Source organism: Methanobrevibacter thaueri (assembly GCF_003111625.1).
Taxonomy (GTDB): domain Archaea; phylum Methanobacteriota; class Methanobacteria; order Methanobacteriales; family Methanobacteriaceae; genus Methanocatella; species Methanocatella thaueri.
Genome location: NZ_MZGS01000022.1, coordinates 38,724 through 60,802, shown reverse-complemented (window position 1 = coordinate 60,802; position 22,079 = coordinate 38,724). Strand labels below are relative to the sequence as shown.

Here is a 22,079-nt window from a genome sequence, read left to right as displayed (position 1 = left end):
AATATACAACGAAACAATACAAAACGAACTCATACACCAAAACAACAAACAAAATACCTAAAAATAATAAAAATTAATGCAAAAAAATTTTTAAAAAAAATAATTAATTTTGAGTCGCCCTCAAAAATAAAAAAAATCATCATGCCTAATCTGAACATTTTTATTAGATATTAGTCACTTAATATTTTTTATCGATAAGTAATATAAATCTTGTTGTTTATCGATGATAAAAAATTTTAATAAAAATTATTTAAATTTAAAAAAAAAATAGTATATTAATATTAATAAATAAAATAAAGAAATATTTAAATGAAAAATAATTAAATAAAAATTATTTAACTTTTAATAACTATTTTAACGATTTTTAAAGAAATTAAAAAAATATGAAAAATAATTCATAACGATAAAAAAAGTATTAATTCTTTAAAATAAAAATAAACATCACAACAATCATAAAATAATAAACAAACTATTAAAAATAGATTTGGAACTAATATATGTTCAAATAAGAATTCATATGAAATTTTAATTAAAAATTAATGAAATCTTTAAAATTTTGAAAAAATCGATATAAAAATAATTATATATCATATTTTTCATAAATAAAACTATAGTTTCTCTAAAAAAAAGTAGGGAGGTGAAAACAATCAATGCAAGATATTATCTCATACTGCTGATTATGATTATTTTGATGAGCATTTCTGCTGCAAATGCAACAGATATTACCAATTCAACTACTGATATGACCTCATATGATGAAAATCAGCTTCAAAATGATGAAATCCCTGTAGATTCATCTTCAAAGTTAATTAAAGAGCTATCAGATGCCAATGATAACGATATAATTACGCTTGAAAAGGGAACCTACAAAATCAGCGATTTTGAAATAACAAAAAATCTAACGATAAAAGGAAACGCAGATCCTCTTGATGTTATCATCGATGGGGAAAAAAAGTCAGGCATTTTTCTTATAAGAAATGATAGCGTGCATGTCACCTTTAAAAACTTGACATTCATCAATGCAAACGTGGAGGGATTTGGTGGAGCGATTTCCATGGAAACAGGACATGCATATGTGGACAATTGCTATTTCATAAATAACACCGCCAGCGTAAATACAGGAGGAATCTCAAACTATGGAAACGAAACCCATAGAGGATATCTTCTGTTGAACAATTCATTTTTCATGAACAACCATGCGGGCCATGACGGCGGAGCTGTAACAACCTGCTTTGCGGATTCCTACATTTACAATTGTGTCTTCATCAATAATTCAGCACACAGAGACGGCGGAGCAATAAGAGTAAGTGTTTCCGGATTCGGAAATGTTGAAGACTGCATTTTCATGTTCAATCATGCTGATGAATGGGGCGGAGCATATTACAGCTGGTCCGGCGAATCACATATCAACAGATGCATTTTCATGAACAATACTGCCGGAACAAACGGTGGAGCAGTTATGGTTTCAGGAAATATAAATCTGGAAAATTCCATTATTACCAATAACGATGGTGGAGAGACAGGAGGGTCTTTCTACATACAGCAACCTATGTACGATGCAAAAACCGTGATAAATATCCACAATAACATAATCACCAACAATTCATCACCTTACGGCAAAGAGATATTTATCAAATGGAAAGACGCTAATCATTTGTATACCAAATTCGACGATAATGATTGGGGAGATGAAGATCCGAATGATTCAACCGTGATTGACCCTAACCATGTGACAAGCCGAAGCAGAGTCTCTTCAACAATCAAATCCAATCTGTTCAGCATTCTAAATGTGAATCTGTTAGATAAATATGGCGATTTGATTAAAGACTTTTTCCCAAATGATTCAATGAACAATCTGAAAAGTCAATTTAAAGCTCATGAATCCAATCAAAATGGAAATAATCCCAACAAACATGTTTCAAATGATTTAAATAATTCAAATATTCTAAGAAATTCAGATAAATTAAAATCAATTGAAAGTAATGAAAACAATACAATACATTCTGAGGCCAAATCTAACCTGATTGAAAGTAATGTTAATCAACAATTAATTATGGGAAATTCAACATCCCATGGTGATGATGACAAGGCCTACGAGTTGAACAAGACTAATGGAGGTTCAGTTGCAAAACAAGGCAATTTAGACCTTAAGTATTTCATTGCTATAGTTATTGCATTAATTTTGTTAGTCATTGGTTACAAAAGAAACAAAAATGAGAGTAAATAGCTTAACTATTTACTTTTTCACTATTTTTTTATTTAAATTGCGGGCAAGCAAGTAATAATAAATGTAAAAACCACACCAGAAAATCACCGCAAATACACAAGCAATTGCAACCCATGTGATTATTGGCCCTATTCCAAGGTCAAGAGGCATCCACTTTAAGTATATCGCTACCAGAAACAGCACTGTCATTCCAATGCCCATCTGGAATATTATCTGCAAAGGCAATGGCACATCTTCCCTTTCATAGATTAATCCTGTCAAGGAAAACGCCCAACCTGCAACGATACATCCAAAGAACAGGTTAACAATGTCAGTGCCTGAAAAGCTAATATTTTGAGGCCCCACCTGGAAGGAAATGAAAACTGCAACCAAAAGGCCAATGAAACAACCTACAAAAGCACCCATTGATAAACTTTTAATTATATCTGAAACATTCATTTAATCACCTATAAATCCAAAGCATTCTTAAAATCAGGCAAATATTTTCTAGAGATATTGTCCTTCAAACCGTTTTTAAGTTCAATGAACATCATTCCCTTAAGTGAAGGGGCGACACGTTTGATCTTTTTCAGATTGACAATAGTGGTCTTTGAAATGCGGACAAAATCGCCGCTTAATGACTCTTCAACCTGATACAACGGTTTTCTGATTAGATATTCATTGTTTTCCGCATAAACCTTGACCTGCTTATTCTCCACCCTAAGCATGAACACATCATCAAATTGCAAAAGTGTGATGTCTGATCCGTTCTTAACAGCCAATATCTCATTGGTGTCATCACTTTCCAGAATTGACATTGCTTTTGTGATATTGTCTGTTAGCTCATTGGTGTGAATGTCCGCATGAGGCTCTTCAATATCTCTTGAAACAAATAAATTTACCTTCATAATCTAGTTCCCTAATTTTTCCATTTCCTCTTGGATTTTGCGTTCCCTATAATCCTCACTAAACTTATCAACAAATACATATGCCATTAAAAAGTCTTTAAATACTCCTATTCCCCAGAAAAATAACGGGAATGCCACCCACCAAAATTCCGGTGTGAATAGCCAGTTAATGACTGCCAAAAATGCATTGACAACTATGTATGCCTGTAGATTTTTATAAAACTTTATTTTCCTTTCAACTCTTTCTTCTGCTCTTAAACGTAAACTGTCTGTCATTCTATTCACCCATCCTTGAAAGTTCTTTTTCTATCATATCCTCTCTGTAATCTCTGATTGAATAGGCTTTGAAAAACTTATCCAGAACATCAAGCCCCCAGAAAAACATCACAAGGAATAACAACCAAAAACTATTAAGGAATAATAGGCAAATGACTGCTATTATTACATTTACAATCAGATATTTATATAAATTTTCTTGAAATTCGATTTTCGCGTCAACTCTTTGTTCTGCCTTTTGTCTTAAATCCATTTTATCACCTATTCACCATTCGATAATATAACTTGGGTAAAATCTATATAAATGGCTATTTGGCGATGTTTCCAAGATGCAGAATATGCCTACTGAAGTGCAAAAAAAAGAAGTTAAAATTAGTAGCTATAATACAGCTACTAAATAATATAAAATTGCGGTTATTGCCGGAACTGTAAGGTTGTCAATTCCACCATAACTGAATGCTTCACATAATGTTGCAACGGCTGAAATCATTATGATATAGACAATATTGAATTCAGGCATTGTACATCCGATTGATGCGAAAACCATCCATACAAATACACTCATTACTGTTGTCACCACGAACATTGTAAGGGATCCTTCGAGAGATTTGGTTCCTCCGAATACTGTGTATTTGACTTTTCCGAACTTTTGACCGATGAGTGCTGCGAATCCGTCACCGTATACCATTGGAACAATCGCTAGCGCAACAATCCAGATGTAATATTTAGGGTCGTTGGCAGGCGCGATTGTTGCAAATATCGCAATCAATATTGTCCAAATCAATGCATAGAAGAACAATCCCAATGCATGTCCGGATTCTGTTACGCTGTTTTCTATCTTGATTGGTGAATATTCAGTTAAGAAGAATAGTCCTATTGTGATTGGTAGTGTTAAAAACCAGACCATGGTCCACGGATCTGCAAAAAATGGCATGGCAAATATCATGTTACCTACCATAATGTGTAAAAACTTACGTGAAACTTCAGGCCGTGTCTTTAAAACCATTTCTGCTATAACGAAAATGACTGCAACGTAAACATATACTATGATTAATGCAAGGATATCAGAGAATATCATTCGTCATCATACTCCCCATATTCGCATCCGGCATTTTCGATTTTCACATGGTCAATCAATGTTCCGTCTTTCTTGAACAGCTTGATTTCACCGTATCCGCTTCCACCGTTCCACAAGCGGTTGTGTCTCTTTTTACCGTCAGGAGCCTCATAGTTGAACAGCATCATCTCATCACGTTTGCAGTAAAGCACAAGCTCCATTCTGGAGTTCCTGTTGCTTGCATTTACATGCCATGTGTGAACGTCTTCACCCTCCTGGAAATCAAAGTCAATGTTAACCATGTTCCAGAATCTGGCGAAGTTGTATTCATACATTTTTCCTTCGTAGTAAAAACCTATTAACAGCTTACGTGGCAATTCGATACCGAATGCCTTTGGTCTTCCACCACCTGCTTCGAATGCGGAGTTGTTTAGCTTTTTACCAGAAATGAGGCTTGTAATATTACATGAGGAGATCCAAAGCCATGGTGAGGTGAAGTCTCCACCCCAGTTCTTGTCTGCATATCCGAATGATTTTTCAGGAATAACTTCATATTCTTCCCCATCCAGCCAGACGGTTCCGCTGTATTGGGTCTTGATTCCTTCGGCATGCCAGAACATTTCAAATGAATTCAATTTTCTGAATAGTGAGTTTGCACCGTAACCTACGTTAAATGTGATTTGCTTATCAATATCCAAATCCCACATCATGTCTCCAGCATCAGACATGTATTCCGGGTGATTTTTGGCATCCTCTTCAGACACTCTTGAAAATCCACTCATATGTGTTTCTGTTAGACTGCAATCCCCCACCTGAATATTCAATTCATCATCAGGACAATTGAAATATTTCATTGAGTAAAAATTGTGGATTTGTTTTGGGTCTTTACCATATGCTCCTGCCTTAATCATACAGTATGATGGTCTTTTTCCGGTCTTTTGGTTTTCAGGGTCCTGACCAAGAACAGGTTCGTCTTCAGCCAATGCCGGATTACATGTAAAGTATTCTATGAAAAATGGTCTCGCTTCACCAGTCTTTTTATTATAACCGGTGAAAGAATGCCACCACCAGTCATAACCTTTTTTAGCAAGAGGACCTTTAAGCATAAAATAATCTCTTTTCAAATCACTTTTATTCATATTTATCCTCCAAAAGTAAGATAATATGATATTTATTTAAAATCTTTTAAATAATTTATTATGAAAACAAGGAAAAATAAGAAAAATAAGATGAATTATCTTTTGGAATTCATTTCTTTTATATCTTCACGATAATAAAAACCGACAGATAATAATATCAACAGCAAAATGAATGAAATACCAGTTACTTTAAAGAATTCATCTTCATCAATTAAAATTTGTTTAACAACAGATTGTGAACCTGGATTTCCACTATCTCCGGAACTTGGTTGTGATGCTCCTGCCTGTGATACTGCATCTGAAACATCATAACTTTGTGAAACATCATTTACAGGATCATTTGCACTGTTTGAGGGATTTGCTTTCTGACTGTGAGTAGAGTTTCCATCAGAATCGCTACCTTGAGACAATTTTCCATTTCCGCCATTAGCATATCCACCTAATCCATCACCACCCTCAATATCTTCATATATTTGATAGTCTGGAATTGGAGGATAATCATATGTTGGAGCTTTTCCATTAATTGATTGTGAAGAAGACGTGATGTCAGCATTATACTCATTGTCTCTCCTGGAAGAATCCACAATAGCTTTGATAATATCCCCATTGTTTGCATCCACAGTGAATGTGGCTATTCCTCCACTAATGGTTAATGTTATACTTTTACCATTATTTGTCTTGTAGGATAAAGTTCTATCCGGAAGTAAACTAGCCAAATTACCGTTTGAGTCAAAGAATGCTGCTTGGAATTGATTTGGACCTGTTTGGGTCACGGTGAATTTTATTTTACTTGTTTTGATTTTAGGACATATTAATCCTGCATCACCATACCAATTATCGCCAACTTCTAATCTTTCACCATTTTCGTTATAATAAGTCTCTTTTGCTTCAATTTCACGATGCCCATTTCCCACAATAGCATTATAAGTAATATCCTGATTTTTTGGTTTAACATATTCATCATTGAATTTTATGCCCACATAACCATTAGATGATATTACATTTGATTGGATTTTATTGCTGCCAATAGAAGATATTGAAATACCACTTTCTGTATTGGATTCAATCGAATTGCCTTTAATGTTTATGTTATTTCCCGCTTTCGAAACATAAATACCATTTTCACCATTTTTTTCAATGGTGTTTTTGGTAATGTGGACTCCTGAAGGGCCTTCAGCATAATTTATGCCGTTTATCTTTTTAGCCAGATAAACTCCATTTTCCCTATTGTTTGAAATAGTGTTCCCATGAACATAAACATTGCTTGATTTGGCCATTTCAATACCATTTACACCATTATTGGATATTTTATTGCTAAAAATGTAGGCATATGTAGAATCCGCCAGGGATATTCCGCTTTTAGAGTTTCTGACAATGTCATTTTTAGTGACATTCAGATATTTGGTCCCTGTTGCAACAATACCGTTGCCCTTGCCTGATATGTCATTATTGTAGATTTTTACATAATCAGCATCCTGAACGGCAATTCCGTCACCACCACTTTGAATATTGAATCCTTTTATGGTAGTGAGTGAAGCTGTTTTACCCTTGATTGTAATTACAGGTCCGGAACTTGATTTCAAGACTGTATTCACATTACTTTGCAATGTCAATGACTTAGTAATTACCAAGTTGATACCGGAATAGCTTGATCCCTTAAACAATATAACATTGTTTGGCTTGGCATTGTCTATGATGCTTTGAATCTCTGAACTGCTTAATCCACCATCAACAACACGGATGTTGTTCATTTTAACAGTTGTGGTCAGGCTTGAAGCCTTATAGTTTGAGTTTCCAGCATATTTGGAAACTATCTTATAAGTTCCATCATTCAATCTGAGCTGGAGTGAGGCTATACCTGATGAGTCAGTGTTGTGAGTGTAAGTTTTCCCGTTTACTTTGAAAGTTACTTTAGCGTTTTTAAGGACATTATTATTCTCATCTGCTAATTTTACCTTGAAATAATCCCCAATGACATCAAATTCGGTGGCGCTCTCAACATCAAAATGAGTGCTAACACCAGAAGCCTGCAGTATGTCAGTATCATTAGCCGCTTCAAGGCTTTGAACTGAATCACTATCGATTTCAAGGACATCACTTGTAGAATTATCCAATTCCTGAGCGACACACACATTCATCGTTAGTAAAGTAAATGCAATCAATAACATTAATAGTATTTTTTTATCCATGTTTCACCTCCTTTATGCTCAATTTGTAAGAGATAATTATTGAAAATAATCCTCATAATATAATATATAATATTTAATAGTATATATATTGACATATTCTAATTAAAAAATTGAATATGTTAAATTAAGAAAAGAAACATTAGACTATAATTAAAATAATGAATTTAATAAAATTTAATTTTAAATGATGTATAAACTTATCATATCGATAAATTATAAAAAAATAATGGAAAAATAACAGATTAATAATCATCTTCATCGTCAGATCCATCATACCCGCAGTTAGGACAGCATGGCTCTCCAGCATCAATAAATGAACCACATCTAGGACAAATCATTGCTATTACCTCCTACAAATTAATCAAGATTAATCCAAACATACAGACAAATATTCCTAAAATCTGTTGCATTGAAACGTTTTCCCTGTATAGGAAATATCCGACAACCAAAAGCACACATGCAAGACCTATATTGGCCACGACGCTTGCAGTGCTTACGGCCCAGCCGGCACGATAGACAAACACGTATCCAACTTCAAGGCCTACAATAGCCAATGCCAAAACAACGGAAGTCCAATTGATTTTGGACAATCCCACACTTATGTTTGACGGTCCCAGTGAAAATACGAAGATTACAGCTGAGATAATTGCTGCAACCAGATAAGTGACCATCAAGGCCCCAAAGGGATTGACGTCTGCAGGCATTGATTTCATGCATATGTTATAGAAAGTATTTGAAAGAAGTACTATTAATATTGGCCAGATTAAATTCCACATAATATCAAAAAAAAGAAGGTTAGTGAAGTTGAACTTCACTATTTTGTACCGTATACCCTGTCTCCTGCATCTCCAAGGCCCGGTAGGATGTATGCGTTTTCGTTCAGTTCCCTGTCTACAGTCGCACAGAAGATTTGAACATCCGGATGGTCATCTTCAATGCGTTTAATACCTTGAGGAGCGGCTACAATACATAACAACTTAACTCTTGTTACTCCGTCTTGCTTAAGTCTTGAAATGGTTGCAGATGCACTTCCACCTGTTGCAAGCATAGGGTCAATCACTAAAACTTCCCTATCAGCGATTCCTTCAGGCATTTTATAGTAGTATTCGACAGGCTGGAATGTTTCCTCATCCCTATAAAGACCAATATGGCCTATTTTTGCATTTGGAATGACATTTAAGATCCCATCAACCATACCCATACCTGCCCTGAGGATTGGTACAACCGCATAATGGTCTTCGTTCAACATTCCAGTTTCCATTTTTTCTAAAGGTGTTTCAATTGTTGTTTCTTCAAGTTTAGCATCCCTCATAGCTTCATACATTACAAATATTGATATTTCAGTAACCAATTCTCTAAATACCTTAGTTCCAGTACCAACATCTCTTAACAGAGCAAGCTTATGAGTTATCAATGGATGATTTAGTACTTTCTCATTCATGTTTTTCCTCCGGTACAATAAGGTTCAATACCACACCTGTAATTGCTGCAAGAGACATACCTGAAATGGATATGGACAAGTCTCCGTATGCAAGGGATAATGCTGCACCACCCAAACCTAAAACAAGCATTGTTGCTGCAACAACAACGTTTTTGGTGTTGTTAAAGTCAACTTGGTTATGGATTAATATTTTAAGACCATTGACACAAATAAATCCGTATAACAATATGGAGATACCACCAAGAACCGGTTGAGGAATTGCAGTTAAAAGGGCGGTCAAATGTCCTGAAAATGCAAATACTATTGCAATTAATGCAGCAAGACCAATAACATAAGTGGATGCCACACGAGTCATTCCAACAACAGAAGTGTTTTCACCATAGGTTGTGTTCGCAGGACCTCCAAGGAATGCTGCTAAAAATGTTGCAAGACCGTCACCGAGAAGGGTTCTTTGAAGACCAGGATCTTCAATCAAATCACGGCCAATAATCTCACTCAATACCTTATGGTCCCCTACATGCTCTACCATTGTTACAAGGGCAATAGGGACAATTGTAAGGACCGCTGCAAAGTTTAAATCATAATGCATTATCGGCAAGTAGAATTTAGGAATTTCAATTACATGAGCGCTCCATACTGGAGCAAAGTCCACCATACCAAGCAATGCTGCGGCAATATAACCAAAGATAATGCCTATTAAAAATGGAATTACCTGCTGGATTCCTCTTCCACGAACCGCAACAAGGGCAGTCATTATGAATGCAACCATAGCAACGACCAGGTTTGTAAATGGAACCACAGTCAAGTCCAATCCGATTTCCTGAATAGCTGTTGGAGCAAGTGACAAACCGATTACCATAATCATCGGCCCGACAACAACCGGAGGCAATAGCTTATTAATCCATCCAGGACCAGACATGCGAATAATCAATGAGATAATCACATAAACAATACCTACAATCATCAATGCAGTAAATACACTTCCAGTACCTCCAATCGCATAACCTGCAACCATAGGAGCAATGAAAGCAAACGAACTTCCCAGATATACTGGGCTTCTATTACGGGTACAAACAAGATAAATCAGAGTACCTAAACCAGATGAAACCAATGCTACAGGGATTGATAAAATATCTGCACCTGCTGTGGTGTTTACAACGATAGGGACCAGAATTGTTGCCCCAAACATTGCACATACATGCTGAACAGCAAGCAAAAGCCACCTAAGAGGAGAAGGCTTGTCACCAGTGCCAAGTAGCATATTAGTATTTATTTCTACCATACATATCACAAAATTTCCTTCATTTTATCATAAATTGATTAATTACTTTAAAAATATTATTGAATATTTTATAATAAATTTAAAAATATCTAAAAATTATTAAATAATATTTTAAATAATCTATAACAATTTCTGATTAATATTATATTTCTGAATAAAAGTATAAAATATTTACTTTTTTCAAAATTTATTAGAAAAAATCAATATATGAATAAAAATTATAAAAAATTAAAGTATTTTCAAAATTATTAGAAAAAGATTAAAATATATATAAAAAATTATAGAAAATTCAAGTTTTTTTAAAAAATTTGTAGAAAAAAATTAAAAAAAGTGGGAAATGATTTCCCATTAAAATTTTTAAGCTTCTGCAGGTTTTCCTTTTTCAGCCCATTTTACAGTCATAGTTGTAAATGGTTGAGCGATTACAGTCCAAATCAAACTTAAAACCCAATGTGAGAAGATCATTATCAAGATTTCGATAGGTGAGTATACACCGACGAAAGCTAAACCAATGAATACGAAGTTATCGATTAATTGGCTTATACCAATGACTCCAAAGTTTAAAACGGAAGAGTAATCTCTTCCTCTGTTAACAATAGTGGTCATTCTTGCGTTTGCGAAGTTACCGATTAAGTAACTGATGTAAGATGCCACAAGGATTCTTGGGGTTTGGGTAAATACAAATGCTAAGCTTGAGTCTCCAGTAAAGAAGTCTGGGGAAGGCAAGAATAATATTAAGGTTGTCATGAACACAAACAATACGTCAACAGCAATACCCAATATAATGGTTCTTTGTGCTGTTCTCTCACCGTAAACATCTGCAATTACGTTAGTAAGGATATATACTAAAGGATATATTAACACTCCAGCAGGAGTTTCCATACCTAAAAATCCTATATTAATGATTTTAACAGTTATTAAGTTTGCTATGGTGAATGCCATACAGAAAAATGCAGTAATTATTACTCTTTTTTCAGTAAAGTCGAAATTCAAATCCATACAAGATTATATTAAGTTTTAAAGTATTTAAAGCTATTTATCCACGTTATTTGACTTTACTCAAGTAAGAATGAAAAAAAGATAAATGACAGTTTAATCATCAGATTCTGCCGATTTTTTGACTGGTGCTGTGCTTGTGCCAATTGGTGCCGAAACTGTGATAATAGCTGTTGACACTATTCTTGGTTGAATCTGACAAATCATAATTAAGCTTGACAATGAGGCTTTCATCCCATTTTGGAGAGAATTTTTTCTTCATGAAGCTAACAGAAACCCATTTGGTTGGAATGCCATCGTAAGTGCCGTAGGAATTGCTCACCAGGACCTTCTTGCCGTCACTGCTGATATCCAATATACTGACATAATGATAGTTTGCATGGAAAATCAGGGCTGCCCCTCCATTTTTAAGCTCATCCAATGCGTTCTTGAATGTGGACTTATAAAAATACTTGCAAATGAAGTTGTTCTTCTGCAAGGCGTTGATCATGTCGCCGCAGCTTGTGCCCTCCCCTCTCTTGGAGTCTGCAAGATGGGAAATGTGGCTTTCGCACATGTAATTTTTCAGGACCTGGGTGCACATGCTTGCAGAAGCGGGTCCGCAGGTATAACTTGTGGCCTGAACGTCACGAACCTCCGGATAGATATAAGATTTTCCCTTAAGTGAAACGGTGACCTTTCCCGGCCAGTAATCCTTCTTGTTCTTTTTAACAAGCTTTGTAATGATTTCCCTTTCAATCACGTTCCATTTCTCACGCTTGATGATGTGATTCAATTTCGGATGATTTTTGGTTTTGAAAAATGTGTATTTGGTCAATTTGCTGTTCAAAAACAGACAATGACTGTCCCTTTTTAAAACCTCTTTATACTGTGATTTTGTAAGGGTGTACTTTCCGTTTTCATCTCCCATGACATAGTTTCCAGGCATCAAGTCAACATCAGGAACTCCACCTTTCAGAGGAATGCTTTCCTTCAACGGATCCCTAACGTTTCCTTCAAAACATTTGAGGCCCCTTTTGGAATAATACTTGCCCACATTTGCCTTCACAACATAATGTCCTGCCTTAACTGCAGGTTTGATGACAACTATCCCTTCCGAATTGGCCTTTTTGGCTATTTTTTTGCCGCCGATTGTCAATGTGACCTTTTTGCTGACCGCCTTGCCTGCAACCTTCAAGTAAACCCTAATGTATCCGTTTGAAAGCAGTTTGGTGTTGGCAATATTGATTGACCTTGAGGAGGTCACATAAAACTTGAGATACTTGGATGACCCGACATATTGACTATCTGTCTTGAATTTGGCCTTTATTGGATATCTGGACTTCTGGGCATTTATCTTTATTTTGACAGTGCCGTACCTGTTTGTCTTTTTGTTATAGGTCTTTCCATTGTATTTGATGGTAATTTTTTTGCCTGAAACCCTATCCCCATGGATATCTGTCAGATGGAAATACAAATATTTTCCCCTGACAACGAAGTTTGCGGACTCGGTGATTCTTGTTTTCAGCTTGATGACCTTGATGTTGAATTTTTTAGAAATAGAATTATAATCCTCATCCCCATCAAAGGAGATTGTCAACTTATATTTTTTTGCATCCAGATTGATCTTTAATTTGGCAACACCCTGCGAATCGGTTGTGAGATAATAGCTCTTGCCGCCAATCTGTGCTGTCAGCTTTTTATGTTTTAAAACGCCGCCTGTAGCATTTTTCAGATGAACGAACAAGGTGTCCTTACTGTAAACTGTTTTTGATTCGACAGTTATCTTAGGTGTTGTCTTTTCGACGCTTGCGCTATCGTTTCCCGTTGCATTGCCTTCAGCCAAATCATCAGCGCTGCTGTCCACTTCACCAATGCTTGAAGTGTCGTTGCAATCCATTTCGATGCTTTCTGTTGAATTTAAGTCATTGGCTGAGACCGCTGCAATACTGATGAAAAAGAAAACAATTAAAACAATTAAAAATCTCTTATCAAAATGCATATATTCACCTAATCAATATAATTTTTGTTTAGGTTGATATAAATAATTAATGAAAAAGTAGTGAATTGTCTAAAATCCAAGGGATTTTAGTAGTAATGGGGTTAAATGAGTTTAAAGACAAAACATCCATTTTGTAGCTTTTAACTCATTTAATCGAAATTGTGAATAATTCTTAATGAATTTTTAGTCGTGTTTATGAATTGATTTATGTTGAATATTCACAAGGTTATCTTTTTGCTTTTCCTACTCTACGTGCAATTACCAGTTCTCCAACAGAAATTAAACCTGCGAAGAATTTTTCAAGACCACCAGTAGCCCATATCGCTTCTCCGAATGTTGAATTCATGATATTTGCTTCGTATTCCTCTGGTGAAATCTTTTTACCTGTGGTTTTCTTGGATACCAAAGCGGATGCTGCCATTAGCTCTTCCCAGGTTACTCCCTTGAGCTGATTTTGCATTGCCTTATACAGTTTTACGACCTTAATGTCATAAAGTTCAGACAATAGCTCCACGATATCGCATGCGCGAACCATACCTATTACCTGATTGTCGTCATTGACGACAGGCACGGTTACGAACTTGTTGTTTGCAGTTAAGATTACCGCTTTTCTTGCAGGATCATTTTCATGAACTGTTGAAACCTCTTCTGCACTGCTCATTACCTCAGAGATTTTATCGTTTCCATCTCTTAATCCTTTTGTTATATCGAAGGAAGTAATCCATCCTACTAATTGTTTATTTTCATTCACAACCGGACAAGTGAAACGTCTAACTTCTTCCATTGCTTTTGAAGCATCGACAACACTGTCATCACAGTTTAAATATACAAAACTTTTATCCATTAATTCTTTTGCTTTCATAAACAGACCCCATTTTTATTTCATATCTATTCTTTTTAGTGCTCCCACAGGACAATGATTAGTGCATTGAACGCATCTTATACATTTGTCATTGTCTAGAACAACTTTGCCATCAACTAATTCTATTGCACCAGTTGGGCAGTTTTCCTCACATAAAAAACAATTTACGCATGAATCGTAGTTTACATCAATGAACCTGGAATGATGAATAGGTCCGATGTATCTATCCAATTCAATCGCAAAGTTATTTAGTGAGATCTCTTTGCAAGCTCCACATCCAATACACATATTCTCGTTAATGTATGGATATAGCTCGTCATCGATCAATTCGATTCCGACATCCATATCCCGATTCTCAAAGAATTCCTTGAACTCAAGAGTGAATGCGTTTGTCGGACATAGAGTTGCACAATCATCCCAATTATTATCAACTGAATAGTCAATTGAAATACTATTCATACGAACTACTCTGTGAGGATAACGGATATTTGCCAGGTCATACTCGATGACGTCACGTTCATCCTCATCATTATAAATAACTGAATTACTGATTAATTTGATTGCTGAAACCGGACATGACTGTACACAGATTTCACATTTTACGCATTTGTCAGTAATCTTAGCTATTCTAAAAATATTAGCTGGTTCGATTGCATTAACTGGACATTCACCAACACAAGTATTACATCTTACACATCTAGGTGCCACAGCAATGATTTCCTCCTCTGCACTGAAATTGTCCAGTTCAAATTGGAAATCGTCACCGTCATCATCTAATTCAACAGATTTCAATAAAACTTCGCGTTCCAAGTTTTTCATCTGTTTTATAAAAGATACATTCATTTTAATACCAACTAAATAATTTTTTCATAAACTTAATTTCAGAAAAAATCCTCCAAATCCTTTAGAGACGGGAATTTTTCCATTCCGAATCCTTCAATAGCCTTACTGGCCACCCAATTACCGATTTGGCATGATTTTCCCAAATCGTAACCTTTCAAATAGGAATATAAGAATCCGCTGTTGAAGCTGTCTCCCGCTCCGGTGGTGTCCACAACATCACATTTGTAGGACTCGACCTCGCAAGTCTCATTGTTGTTCATTGCAAACACTCCTTTTGAGCCTTGCTTTATAACAACAGTTTCAATTCCCATGTCTAAAAATCCAATAGCCAGTTCCTTTAGGGAGGATTCATTATTATTACATAATAATCTTAATTCTGATTCATTGATTAACAGGATATCGGTTCTATCAAGTATAGGCTTTAACTCATCAAAACCCTTTTGGACATACAGCATTCCTGGATCGAAGCTTAATATGCATTCCTTGTTAAGCAAATCCAACAATTCAATTTGGGTGTTGAATGAATCACCAACAAATGATGTGTAATGCATTATCTTACACCTCATGATGTTTAACGGGTTTATTTCATCCAGTCTGATTTCATCGTTGACACCCGGGTCGATGTACAGGCACCTTTCGCCATTGGAATCCACAAATCCCAGGCATTTTCCGGTAGCGCCCGTTTCTGAGTAAATCAAATTATTAGTGTAAATTCCATTGATTGCCAAATTGTATTCAATCAAATCTCCATCATCATCCTCGGCAATCTTTCCAATTATTGAAGTGGAACATCCTAATCTTGACAAACCCACCATAGTATTTGCTGCAGAACCTCCTGGAGTATCGGTTTCACCCTTAATGAAGCTTTCCTCATCTTTTGAGGCTATGTTTTCCACAGAGTATAGCTTATCAACATTCAATGCTCCGAATCCTATGACCTCTGCATTTAAATCGTTGTCAAATATTTCCATTTTAAAACCTTACTTTAAGATATCTAATAAATTAATGTTTTTATCTCCAAGTTTACCTTCGAAATTACCTGCAGATATTTTTATAACACCATCAAACTCCAAAGCTGCATCAATTCCTGCTTTGACAGCATTGTTCATTGATTCCTCATCAATGGCATTTATCACAACTTCAGGAATGTAGTTAACTCCTTCCGGAACCTTGGATTCATCACCTAAGCGTTCCTTTAAAGAAGGACAGTAAACGTGATTTGTTGTCGGACCGATTTCAGGAAAATTTGTTTCAGGTTTTGAAGCTGCTGAACAGATATCGAATGGTGCTGTTGCACCTTCCACATTCATAATAGCTTCAATTATTGCTTCTCCCGCTTCAAGCACTGCTTCGGGAGTTTCACATAGGTACCAGAAGTTTCCTCCCATGGTTCCGTCATTTATCTTGAACTTTTCCTCAATGTGGAAATCAGGCACTGCAATCGGCACATTGATCATTTTTCTTCCATATTCCTCTACAATCCATTCGTACCCATCGCCGCAGTGACCTACAATGTCCATCATTTCAATATACTCGTCACTGTCTTTGTCTGACCAATCGAAGATACGTGTGAATGGCTTGACCAACACATCCTGCCTTAACCTGTAGGACAGTTCAAATGCGAATTTTTCAACATCGTCGCCACCTAGCCAGTATTGCACAATGGCTCCAAATCTTCCATCAGGTGTTTGTGATTCATCAAGGAATCCTTCCACACCCCCTTCAACCCTTCCGATGACTGCGCTTGGGGTTGAGGTTGAATCATATGCTGCCCTTTTTACAATCTTTTCTGTAGGGCCGGTGATTAATGCTCTTACATATTTTCCTTGAAATGCTTCAAAGAATGTGTCTTCTACTTTATCATAATCCATTTTTACACTATCCTAGTTCACCTATATCTTGACCACGAATATTGTTTCTCATTTCCTTGCTGACCTTTAATATTTCCTCATAGTTTTCATCTGTGATTATTTTAATCAATGGATATTCATCCTTGAAAATTGAGAAAAACTTGTTTTTGATATTTTCATCAATATTGTAGTCACCTAAAAGTTTTTCATAATCTTTTGAAATGTTGTAATCATCAATAAATTCCAATACTTTATCTTTATCGTTTTTGGCATAAACATCAGCTATTACCGCTGTTGTCACTGCACTTGGAGACACAATTGCGATTTCAGCCACTTTTAAAGGATATTCATTTCCATTGAATGATATGCTTACTCCATTGTTTTTTCGTGCGAAATCCAAAGGCTCCACATCAGTTATGCTGTCTCCTATGTAGAGTATCTCGTTGATGTCAATGCCGTCCCTTTCAATTATATCGTCAATGGCTAACTTTTTGCCTTGACCTCCGACCACTTCTATTTCCTTGATGTTTTCATATATTCCCATTTTGGTAATCTGGGCGAAGAATATATCATCGAAGAGTTCGTAGTCTGTAGGGTTTTCAAGTATTGTCCTTTTAAATTCAATTATTTTTTCAATCTCTTCACTTGAAAGAGTGAGCGCATCCATATCTACATTTGTATAAAATGTATTTTCAAATGGAACTTCCATATAATTGGATACAGCTTCAATATATTGGCCATAACTGGTACTTACAATATAAGTATTCATAGTTCCCTTCAAGTATTCCAACAGGAATTTTGAGTCGCTGACTGAGCAGATATGCTTTTGGGAAAACTCAACCAGATCACTGTTCCTAAGGTTTTCAACCACAAAGAAAGGCAAGATCAATTTCAACGTATTGCCTGCCTTATAGTTCTCCTTATGAACAACATCCGCCAGATAATCATCATACAAACTGAGAATCTTGAATAATTCGCCACCATCCTCAATGAAATTGGCTACTAACTCAAATGCATTGTCATTTAAGGTCAATGGACCTTCACAGTCTGTAATAAATGATTTTTCAAACATTTAACTCACCTGAAATTAACTATTCTTATTGCATCAAGCGGACAAATGGCCTCACATGTTCTGCAGTAGATACATTTTTCACTGTCAAACTCGATTCTGTCATCATCTGTCAATGTCAATGCGCCAACAGGACAGTTTTTGGTACAGATTGCACATGCCTGGCATTTCTCTGAAGAAAGTGAAAAGTCACCAAGCCTTTGCTGATGCAGGTATGACCTTGCATAGTACAGGTCACTATCCTTACTGTAGAAGTAATCGTCATAAGCTCCAATCGCATCAAACTGACAAGCTTCGACACATTTTCCGCAGAATACACAGTCATCATTAATTGTAATCGGATTTGGACCGTTTGTCTCAATTGCATTTACAGGACAGACGTTATAACATTCACCGCATGCTATACATTTCTTATCATAAACCTCAATGTTCCTGTCCATAAGATATGATCCGAAGAGTTTTGTGAACTTGTCTATTTCAATGCTGGAATCGAGACTTATCTTAAGCTCCCTTTCCATCATGTCGTTCACTTTGCACTCAATGAAGTTTTCGAAGCTTTGGTCATTGAATTCCAATGCAATTGACCTTCCTACCTTTTCAAGAACCTTATTCAAACTGATTAAATCAAGAGATAATCTTTTAACGTCGTGGTCTATGATGCTGGACACGATGTCGAATGACTTGATTTCACTGTACATCTTATAGGCCTTCTTACGTGAAGAGTACCTGATTGCGCCTGACGGACAGGAATGCATACATTCCTCACATCTTGCACAGTATCCCGGATTAATGTATGGCAGCTTATTTGTCCTTCCGACATTAATTGCTCCCATTGACGGACATACTCTTGTACAGGTCATACAGCCGATACAGTTTTTCTGATTAACGACGATTGCTTTTCCTCCCTTAACGGTCTTAGGAAGCAGCTCCCCGTATTTAATCGCATCGGTTGGACATACCCTGAAACAGTATCCGCATCTGACACAGGAATCCTTGTCGATTTGGCTGTGAGGCATCTCATTACCGTCAGCCACAATGTGAATGGAACCGTTTTTACATGCTTGAACACATGCTCCACAGGCCTTACATAATTTTGTGTTGATGTTTGGAACGTTTTCCTTTAAAGGAGGATCCATATTAACATCAAGGGATATTGCATCAAATGGACAAGCGTTACGACATAATACGCAACCGAAACATGTGGTTTTTAATTTTATGAGACCATCAGTTTCATCGATGTATATTGCGTCAATAGGACAGGATTCCAAACATGGTTTGTCCTTACATTCCGCACATTTGGTCTGATCAACTACGTAATCAACATCAACGTGTCTCAATGGTCTTGGTGTTTTAGTATAACTGTCAATCATAACACTCACTCCATAAACAAGTCATCATTCAGATTAGATGCCTTTACTGTAACATGAATGTTCTCACCGTCATCAAGTGAGAACTTGGAAATGAAGTATTTGATTACTGAAAACGGACATGTTTGGTAACAAATACTGCATCTTAAACATCTATCCTTATCTCTTACAATTGTATCCTCAGCTTCGTCAAATGAAATACATCCTGTTGGACAATCAGGAATACATAACTGGCATTTCTTACATTTATCCTTATCCCAGTCGATTATTCTGACTTTAAGCCTATTAACCGCATTGGTTATAATCTCCAATGCAATCTCCTCATCAGGAATGATTTTCAAGGCCTTATCCCATATATTTGACAACGGCACATCATATTGCAGCAAACCGTTTTTCTCCAAGGACCTCAAATCGTCCTCTTTGGAATTAATGTATTCCTCAAGATAATCCACACACAAAAGAATCAAATCCTTTTGGTCTTGCAAGTTATCGACAAACACTGCTTTCATTGCACCGTTGACTGGACATACATCAAGACAGTCCCCACATGAAATGCATGTGAGAGGGTCCACAACAACTTTCCCGTCCACTTCGCTTATCGCATCGACAGGACATTGTTTTAAACACTTTTTACATTTAATACATAAATAATCGTCAACAATATATTGTCTTTTTGACGGAATGATATTGAATTCCGGTAAAATCAAATGATTCAAACCACATTCCAATGTTTTCGGATCGGTTGGGCAAACCTCAGCACAGAAACCGCAACGGATACATGCTCCCAATTTAATTACAGGATATGTCATACCCGCACCTTCCTCTGTGTCCTCATCACGAACCAGCTTGATTGCATTCGGTGAAGGACAGGATACGGTACATGCGCCACATCCAATACAATACTCTTTATTGACTTTTGGGAAGTCCCTGAAACGTTCCGGTTTTTCGGAGATTTCAGGCTCTGATTTTGCATTTGCAAATGCATCAGCCCATGCCTTACGGGCAAAATCAAAAATATACCACATTAGAGATGACATCTTATATCACCTCATCCAATCTTTTATAAATGGTTTTTCCGGCTTCATTTGTGATAGCCACTCTTTCAGCACATGCCACACATGGATCGCATGACGCATAAGTGGAAACCGCATCTGCAACGGTTGGAACGTCACGAATCATATATCTTGCACATGAATCCATATTAGTGATACTTGGGGTTCTAATTGAAATGTTTTTGATTAAATTGCCGTTGGTTTCAATCATGTATGTGACTTCACCACGGGGAGCCTCGTTTTTACGCATTGCATATCCTGATTTGATGTCAGCAGGAGTACGAACTTCACCATCAGGTATATTCTCAATAGCTTGCCTGACTAAGCTGATGGATTCCGGAATCTCATCGAACCTTGTCATTGTTCTTGCGTAATTGTCTCCCTCTTTTCTTCTAATCACATTAAAATCGAAATAATCATCATAGGTGTAGTGGCCAACACGGTAATCTTCCTTAATATCAGAGGCCCTTCCGATAGGCCCTACGGCACGTCCTTTGATGGCTTCTTTCTTGGACATGTATCCTATACCCTTACATCTTAAGGCCAATGCAGGACCTTCCGCAAACAGTGCCCTTACTATTTCAAACCTGTCCTCAATCTTCTTGAGGTTTTCAAGAATAGGTTCGAAATGGCGCTCATCGGCGTCCATCCTCACACCGCCGACAACATTCCAACCCATATTGACTCTATTTCCAGTCAACAGTTCAATGGAGTCCATTGCATATTCCCTTAACTCCAAAACATGCATGAATAATGTTTCATGGTCCATTGACTTGAAGAAGGTGGAATTTGCAAGCAGGTGACTTTGAATCCTGTCCAATTCATTGGCAATTACCCTCAAGAATTGGGCTCTTGGAGGCACATCCACATCTGAAATCTTTTCAATGGTTTCGGCGAAGGTTTGTGTGTGTTCATATGAACATATACCACATACCCTTTCAGACAGATAGATTGCTTTCTGCCAGGTTTTTCCTTCCATTATCTTTTCAATTCCCCTATGAACATAACCATATTCAATTTCTGCCTTAACTACTCTTTCACCTTCAGTTTGAAGCTTCAATCTGATAGGTTCCTTTAAGGCCGGGTGAATTGGGCCAATAGGTACGATCATTTTTGCTCCCTCCCACGGTCAGCAATAGCTTGCGGTCCGACAGCCAAGATGGCTTCCAATATTTCATTGGGTCTTGGCGGACAGCCAGGAATCTCTGCTGCAACCGGGACGAAATTTGACGCAGGGGCATTGACATGACCTCCCTCTTGGGCAAACACGTCTCCGGATATCGGGCAGTTTCCAACCGCTACTGCTATTTTTGGTTCAGGAGCCTTATCATATATTCTTTTTAAGTTATCTTTCCATTGTTCGGTTACTGCACCGGTTAACAACAGAACATCAGCTTCACGAGGATTATTGTGAACATATATGCCGTATTGCTCTAGGTCGTATCTTGGAGATAACAGCGCAACGCATTCTACGTCACATCCGTTACATCCGCCACAATTTACGATACAGACGTGGATAGAGCTTTTCCTCACAACATCCTTAATAGCATCTAACATTGTA

The 22,079-nt window shown here is 36.7% G+C and carries 23 protein-coding genes; 1 reads left to right on the top strand and 22 read right to left on the bottom strand.

Annotated features, from left to right (window positions below):
• Positions 1 to 637 precede the first annotated feature (637 nt).
• Complete coding sequence (locus tag MBBTH_RS10995; protein WP_207773339.1) at positions 638 to 2,227, top strand: right-handed parallel beta-helix repeat-containing protein; 1,590 nt, start codon at positions 638 to 640, stop codon at positions 2,225 to 2,227.
• A 9-nt stretch (positions 2,228 to 2,236) separates the two neighbouring features.
• On the opposite strand, the gene MBBTH_RS05840 is transcribed toward MBBTH_RS10995, so the two are convergent.
• From MBBTH_RS05840 to MBBTH_RS05735, 22 genes are all read right to left on the bottom strand, one after another.
• The gene (locus MBBTH_RS05840; RefSeq protein ID WP_116592125.1) at positions 2,237 to 2,665 is read right to left on the bottom strand and encodes a DUF3021 domain-containing protein; all 429 of its coding nucleotides are present in this window, start codon (positions 2,663 to 2,665) and stop codon (positions 2,237 to 2,239) included.
• An 8-nt stretch (positions 2,666 to 2,673) separates the two neighbouring features.
• Positions 2,674 to 3,114, bottom strand: a complete 441-nt coding sequence (locus MBBTH_RS05835; protein ID WP_116592124.1) for a LytTR family DNA-binding domain-containing protein — start codon at positions 3,112 to 3,114, stop codon at positions 2,674 to 2,676.
• Positions 3,115 to 3,117: 3 nt separating this feature from the next.
• The gene (locus tag MBBTH_RS05830) at positions 3,118 to 3,390 is read right to left on the bottom strand and encodes a 2TM domain-containing protein (protein ID WP_116592123.1); all 273 of its coding nucleotides are present in this window, start codon (positions 3,388 to 3,390) and stop codon (positions 3,118 to 3,120) included.
• A gap of 1 nt (position 3,391) precedes the next feature.
• Positions 3,392 to 3,643 carry a 2TM domain-containing protein gene (locus MBBTH_RS05825; RefSeq protein ID WP_116592122.1) on the bottom strand — a complete coding sequence of 84 codons (252 nt, stop codon included), beginning with the start codon at positions 3,641 to 3,643 and terminating at the stop codon, positions 3,392 to 3,394.
• A gap of 126 nt (positions 3,644 to 3,769) precedes the next feature.
• Positions 3,770 to 4,468 carry a diacylglycerol/polyprenol kinase family protein gene (locus tag MBBTH_RS05820; protein WP_116592121.1) on the bottom strand — a complete coding sequence of 233 codons (699 nt, stop codon included), beginning with the start codon at positions 4,466 to 4,468 and terminating at the stop codon, positions 3,770 to 3,772.
• Positions 4,465 to 5,553, bottom strand: coding sequence for a tocopherol cyclase family protein (locus MBBTH_RS05815; RefSeq protein WP_243409725.1), 1,089 nt, complete (start codon positions 5,551 to 5,553; stop codon positions 4,465 to 4,467). The genes MBBTH_RS05820 and MBBTH_RS05815 overlap by 4 nt, the downstream gene beginning before the upstream one ends.
• A 128-nt stretch (positions 5,554 to 5,681) precedes the next feature.
• Positions 5,682 to 7,775: a right-handed parallel beta-helix repeat-containing protein gene (locus MBBTH_RS05810; protein ID WP_116592119.1), complete on the bottom strand. Its 2,094-nt coding sequence runs from the start codon at positions 7,773 to 7,775 to the stop codon at positions 5,682 to 5,684.
• A 242-nt stretch (positions 7,776 to 8,017) separates the two neighbouring features.
• Entirely contained in the window at positions 8,018 to 8,113 is a 96-nt protein-coding gene (locus MBBTH_RS05805) for a zinc ribbon domain-containing protein (RefSeq protein ID WP_116592118.1), read from the bottom strand.
• Positions 8,114 to 8,125: 12 nt separating this feature from the next.
• Positions 8,126 to 8,551, bottom strand: coding sequence for an EamA family transporter (locus MBBTH_RS05800; protein ID WP_207773337.1), 426 nt, complete (start codon positions 8,549 to 8,551; stop codon positions 8,126 to 8,128).
• Positions 8,552 to 8,589: 38 nt separating this feature from the next.
• Positions 8,590 to 9,216: a uracil phosphoribosyltransferase gene (gene upp, locus MBBTH_RS05795; protein WP_116592117.1), complete on the bottom strand. Its 627-nt coding sequence runs from the start codon at positions 9,214 to 9,216 to the stop codon at positions 8,590 to 8,592.
• Complete coding sequence (locus tag MBBTH_RS05790; RefSeq protein ID WP_116592116.1) at positions 9,209 to 10,498, bottom strand: uracil-xanthine permease family protein; 1,290 nt, start codon at positions 10,496 to 10,498, stop codon at positions 9,209 to 9,211. Before MBBTH_RS05790 ends, upp begins: the two co-directional genes overlap by 8 nt.
• A 357-nt stretch (positions 10,499 to 10,855) precedes the next feature.
• Entirely contained in the window at positions 10,856 to 11,497 is a 642-nt protein-coding gene (locus MBBTH_RS05785; protein ID WP_116592115.1) for a queuosine precursor transporter, read from the bottom strand.
• A gap of 100 nt (positions 11,498 to 11,597) precedes the next feature.
• Complete coding sequence (locus MBBTH_RS05780; RefSeq protein WP_116592114.1) at positions 11,598 to 13,475, bottom strand: cysteine peptidase family C39 domain-containing protein; 1,878 nt, start codon at positions 13,473 to 13,475, stop codon at positions 11,598 to 11,600.
• Between the two features lie 226 nt (positions 13,476 to 13,701).
• Positions 13,702 to 14,337, bottom strand: a complete 636-nt coding sequence (locus MBBTH_RS05775; RefSeq protein ID WP_116592113.1) for a CBS domain-containing protein — start codon at positions 14,335 to 14,337, stop codon at positions 13,702 to 13,704.
• A gap of 15 nt (positions 14,338 to 14,352) precedes the next feature.
• On the bottom strand, positions 14,353 to 15,180 hold the full coding sequence (locus MBBTH_RS05770; RefSeq protein WP_116592112.1) for a 4Fe-4S binding protein: 828 nt from the start codon (positions 15,178 to 15,180) through the stop codon (positions 14,353 to 14,355).
• Between the two features lie 38 nt (positions 15,181 to 15,218).
• A complete protein-coding gene (locus tag MBBTH_RS05765; RefSeq protein ID WP_116592111.1) occupies positions 15,219 to 16,151 on the bottom strand; it encodes a carbohydrate kinase family protein in 933 nt (310 codons plus the stop codon).
• A gap of 9 nt (positions 16,152 to 16,160) precedes the next feature.
• Positions 16,161 to 17,051, bottom strand: coding sequence for a formylmethanofuran--tetrahydromethanopterin N-formyltransferase (locus tag MBBTH_RS05760; RefSeq protein WP_116592110.1), 891 nt, complete (start codon positions 17,049 to 17,051; stop codon positions 16,161 to 16,163).
• A gap of 7 nt (positions 17,052 to 17,058) precedes the next feature.
• Positions 17,059 to 18,102, bottom strand: coding sequence for a hypothetical protein (locus MBBTH_RS05755; protein WP_116592109.1), 1,044 nt, complete (start codon positions 18,100 to 18,102; stop codon positions 17,059 to 17,061).
• Positions 18,103 to 18,107: 5 nt separating this feature from the next.
• Positions 18,108 to 19,478, bottom strand: coding sequence for a 4Fe-4S binding protein (locus MBBTH_RS05750; protein ID WP_116592108.1), 1,371 nt, complete (start codon positions 19,476 to 19,478; stop codon positions 18,108 to 18,110).
• A complete protein-coding gene (locus MBBTH_RS05745) occupies positions 19,475 to 20,503 on the bottom strand; it encodes a 4Fe-4S binding protein (protein ID WP_116592107.1) in 1,029 nt (342 codons plus the stop codon). The genes MBBTH_RS05750 and MBBTH_RS05745 overlap by 4 nt, the downstream gene beginning before the upstream one ends.
• Position 20,504: 1 nt before the next feature.
• Positions 20,505 to 21,629 carry a hydrogenase large subunit gene (locus tag MBBTH_RS05740; protein ID WP_116592106.1) on the bottom strand — a complete coding sequence of 375 codons (1,125 nt, stop codon included), beginning with the start codon at positions 21,627 to 21,629 and terminating at the stop codon, positions 20,505 to 20,507.
• Positions 21,626 to 22,075 (bottom strand): NADH-quinone oxidoreductase subunit B family protein, encoded by a 450-nt coding sequence (locus tag MBBTH_RS05735; RefSeq protein ID WP_116592105.1) that lies wholly within the window; start codon positions 22,073 to 22,075, stop codon positions 21,626 to 21,628. Before MBBTH_RS05735 ends, MBBTH_RS05740 begins: the two co-directional genes overlap by 4 nt.
• Positions 22,076 to 22,079 lie beyond the last annotated feature (4 nt).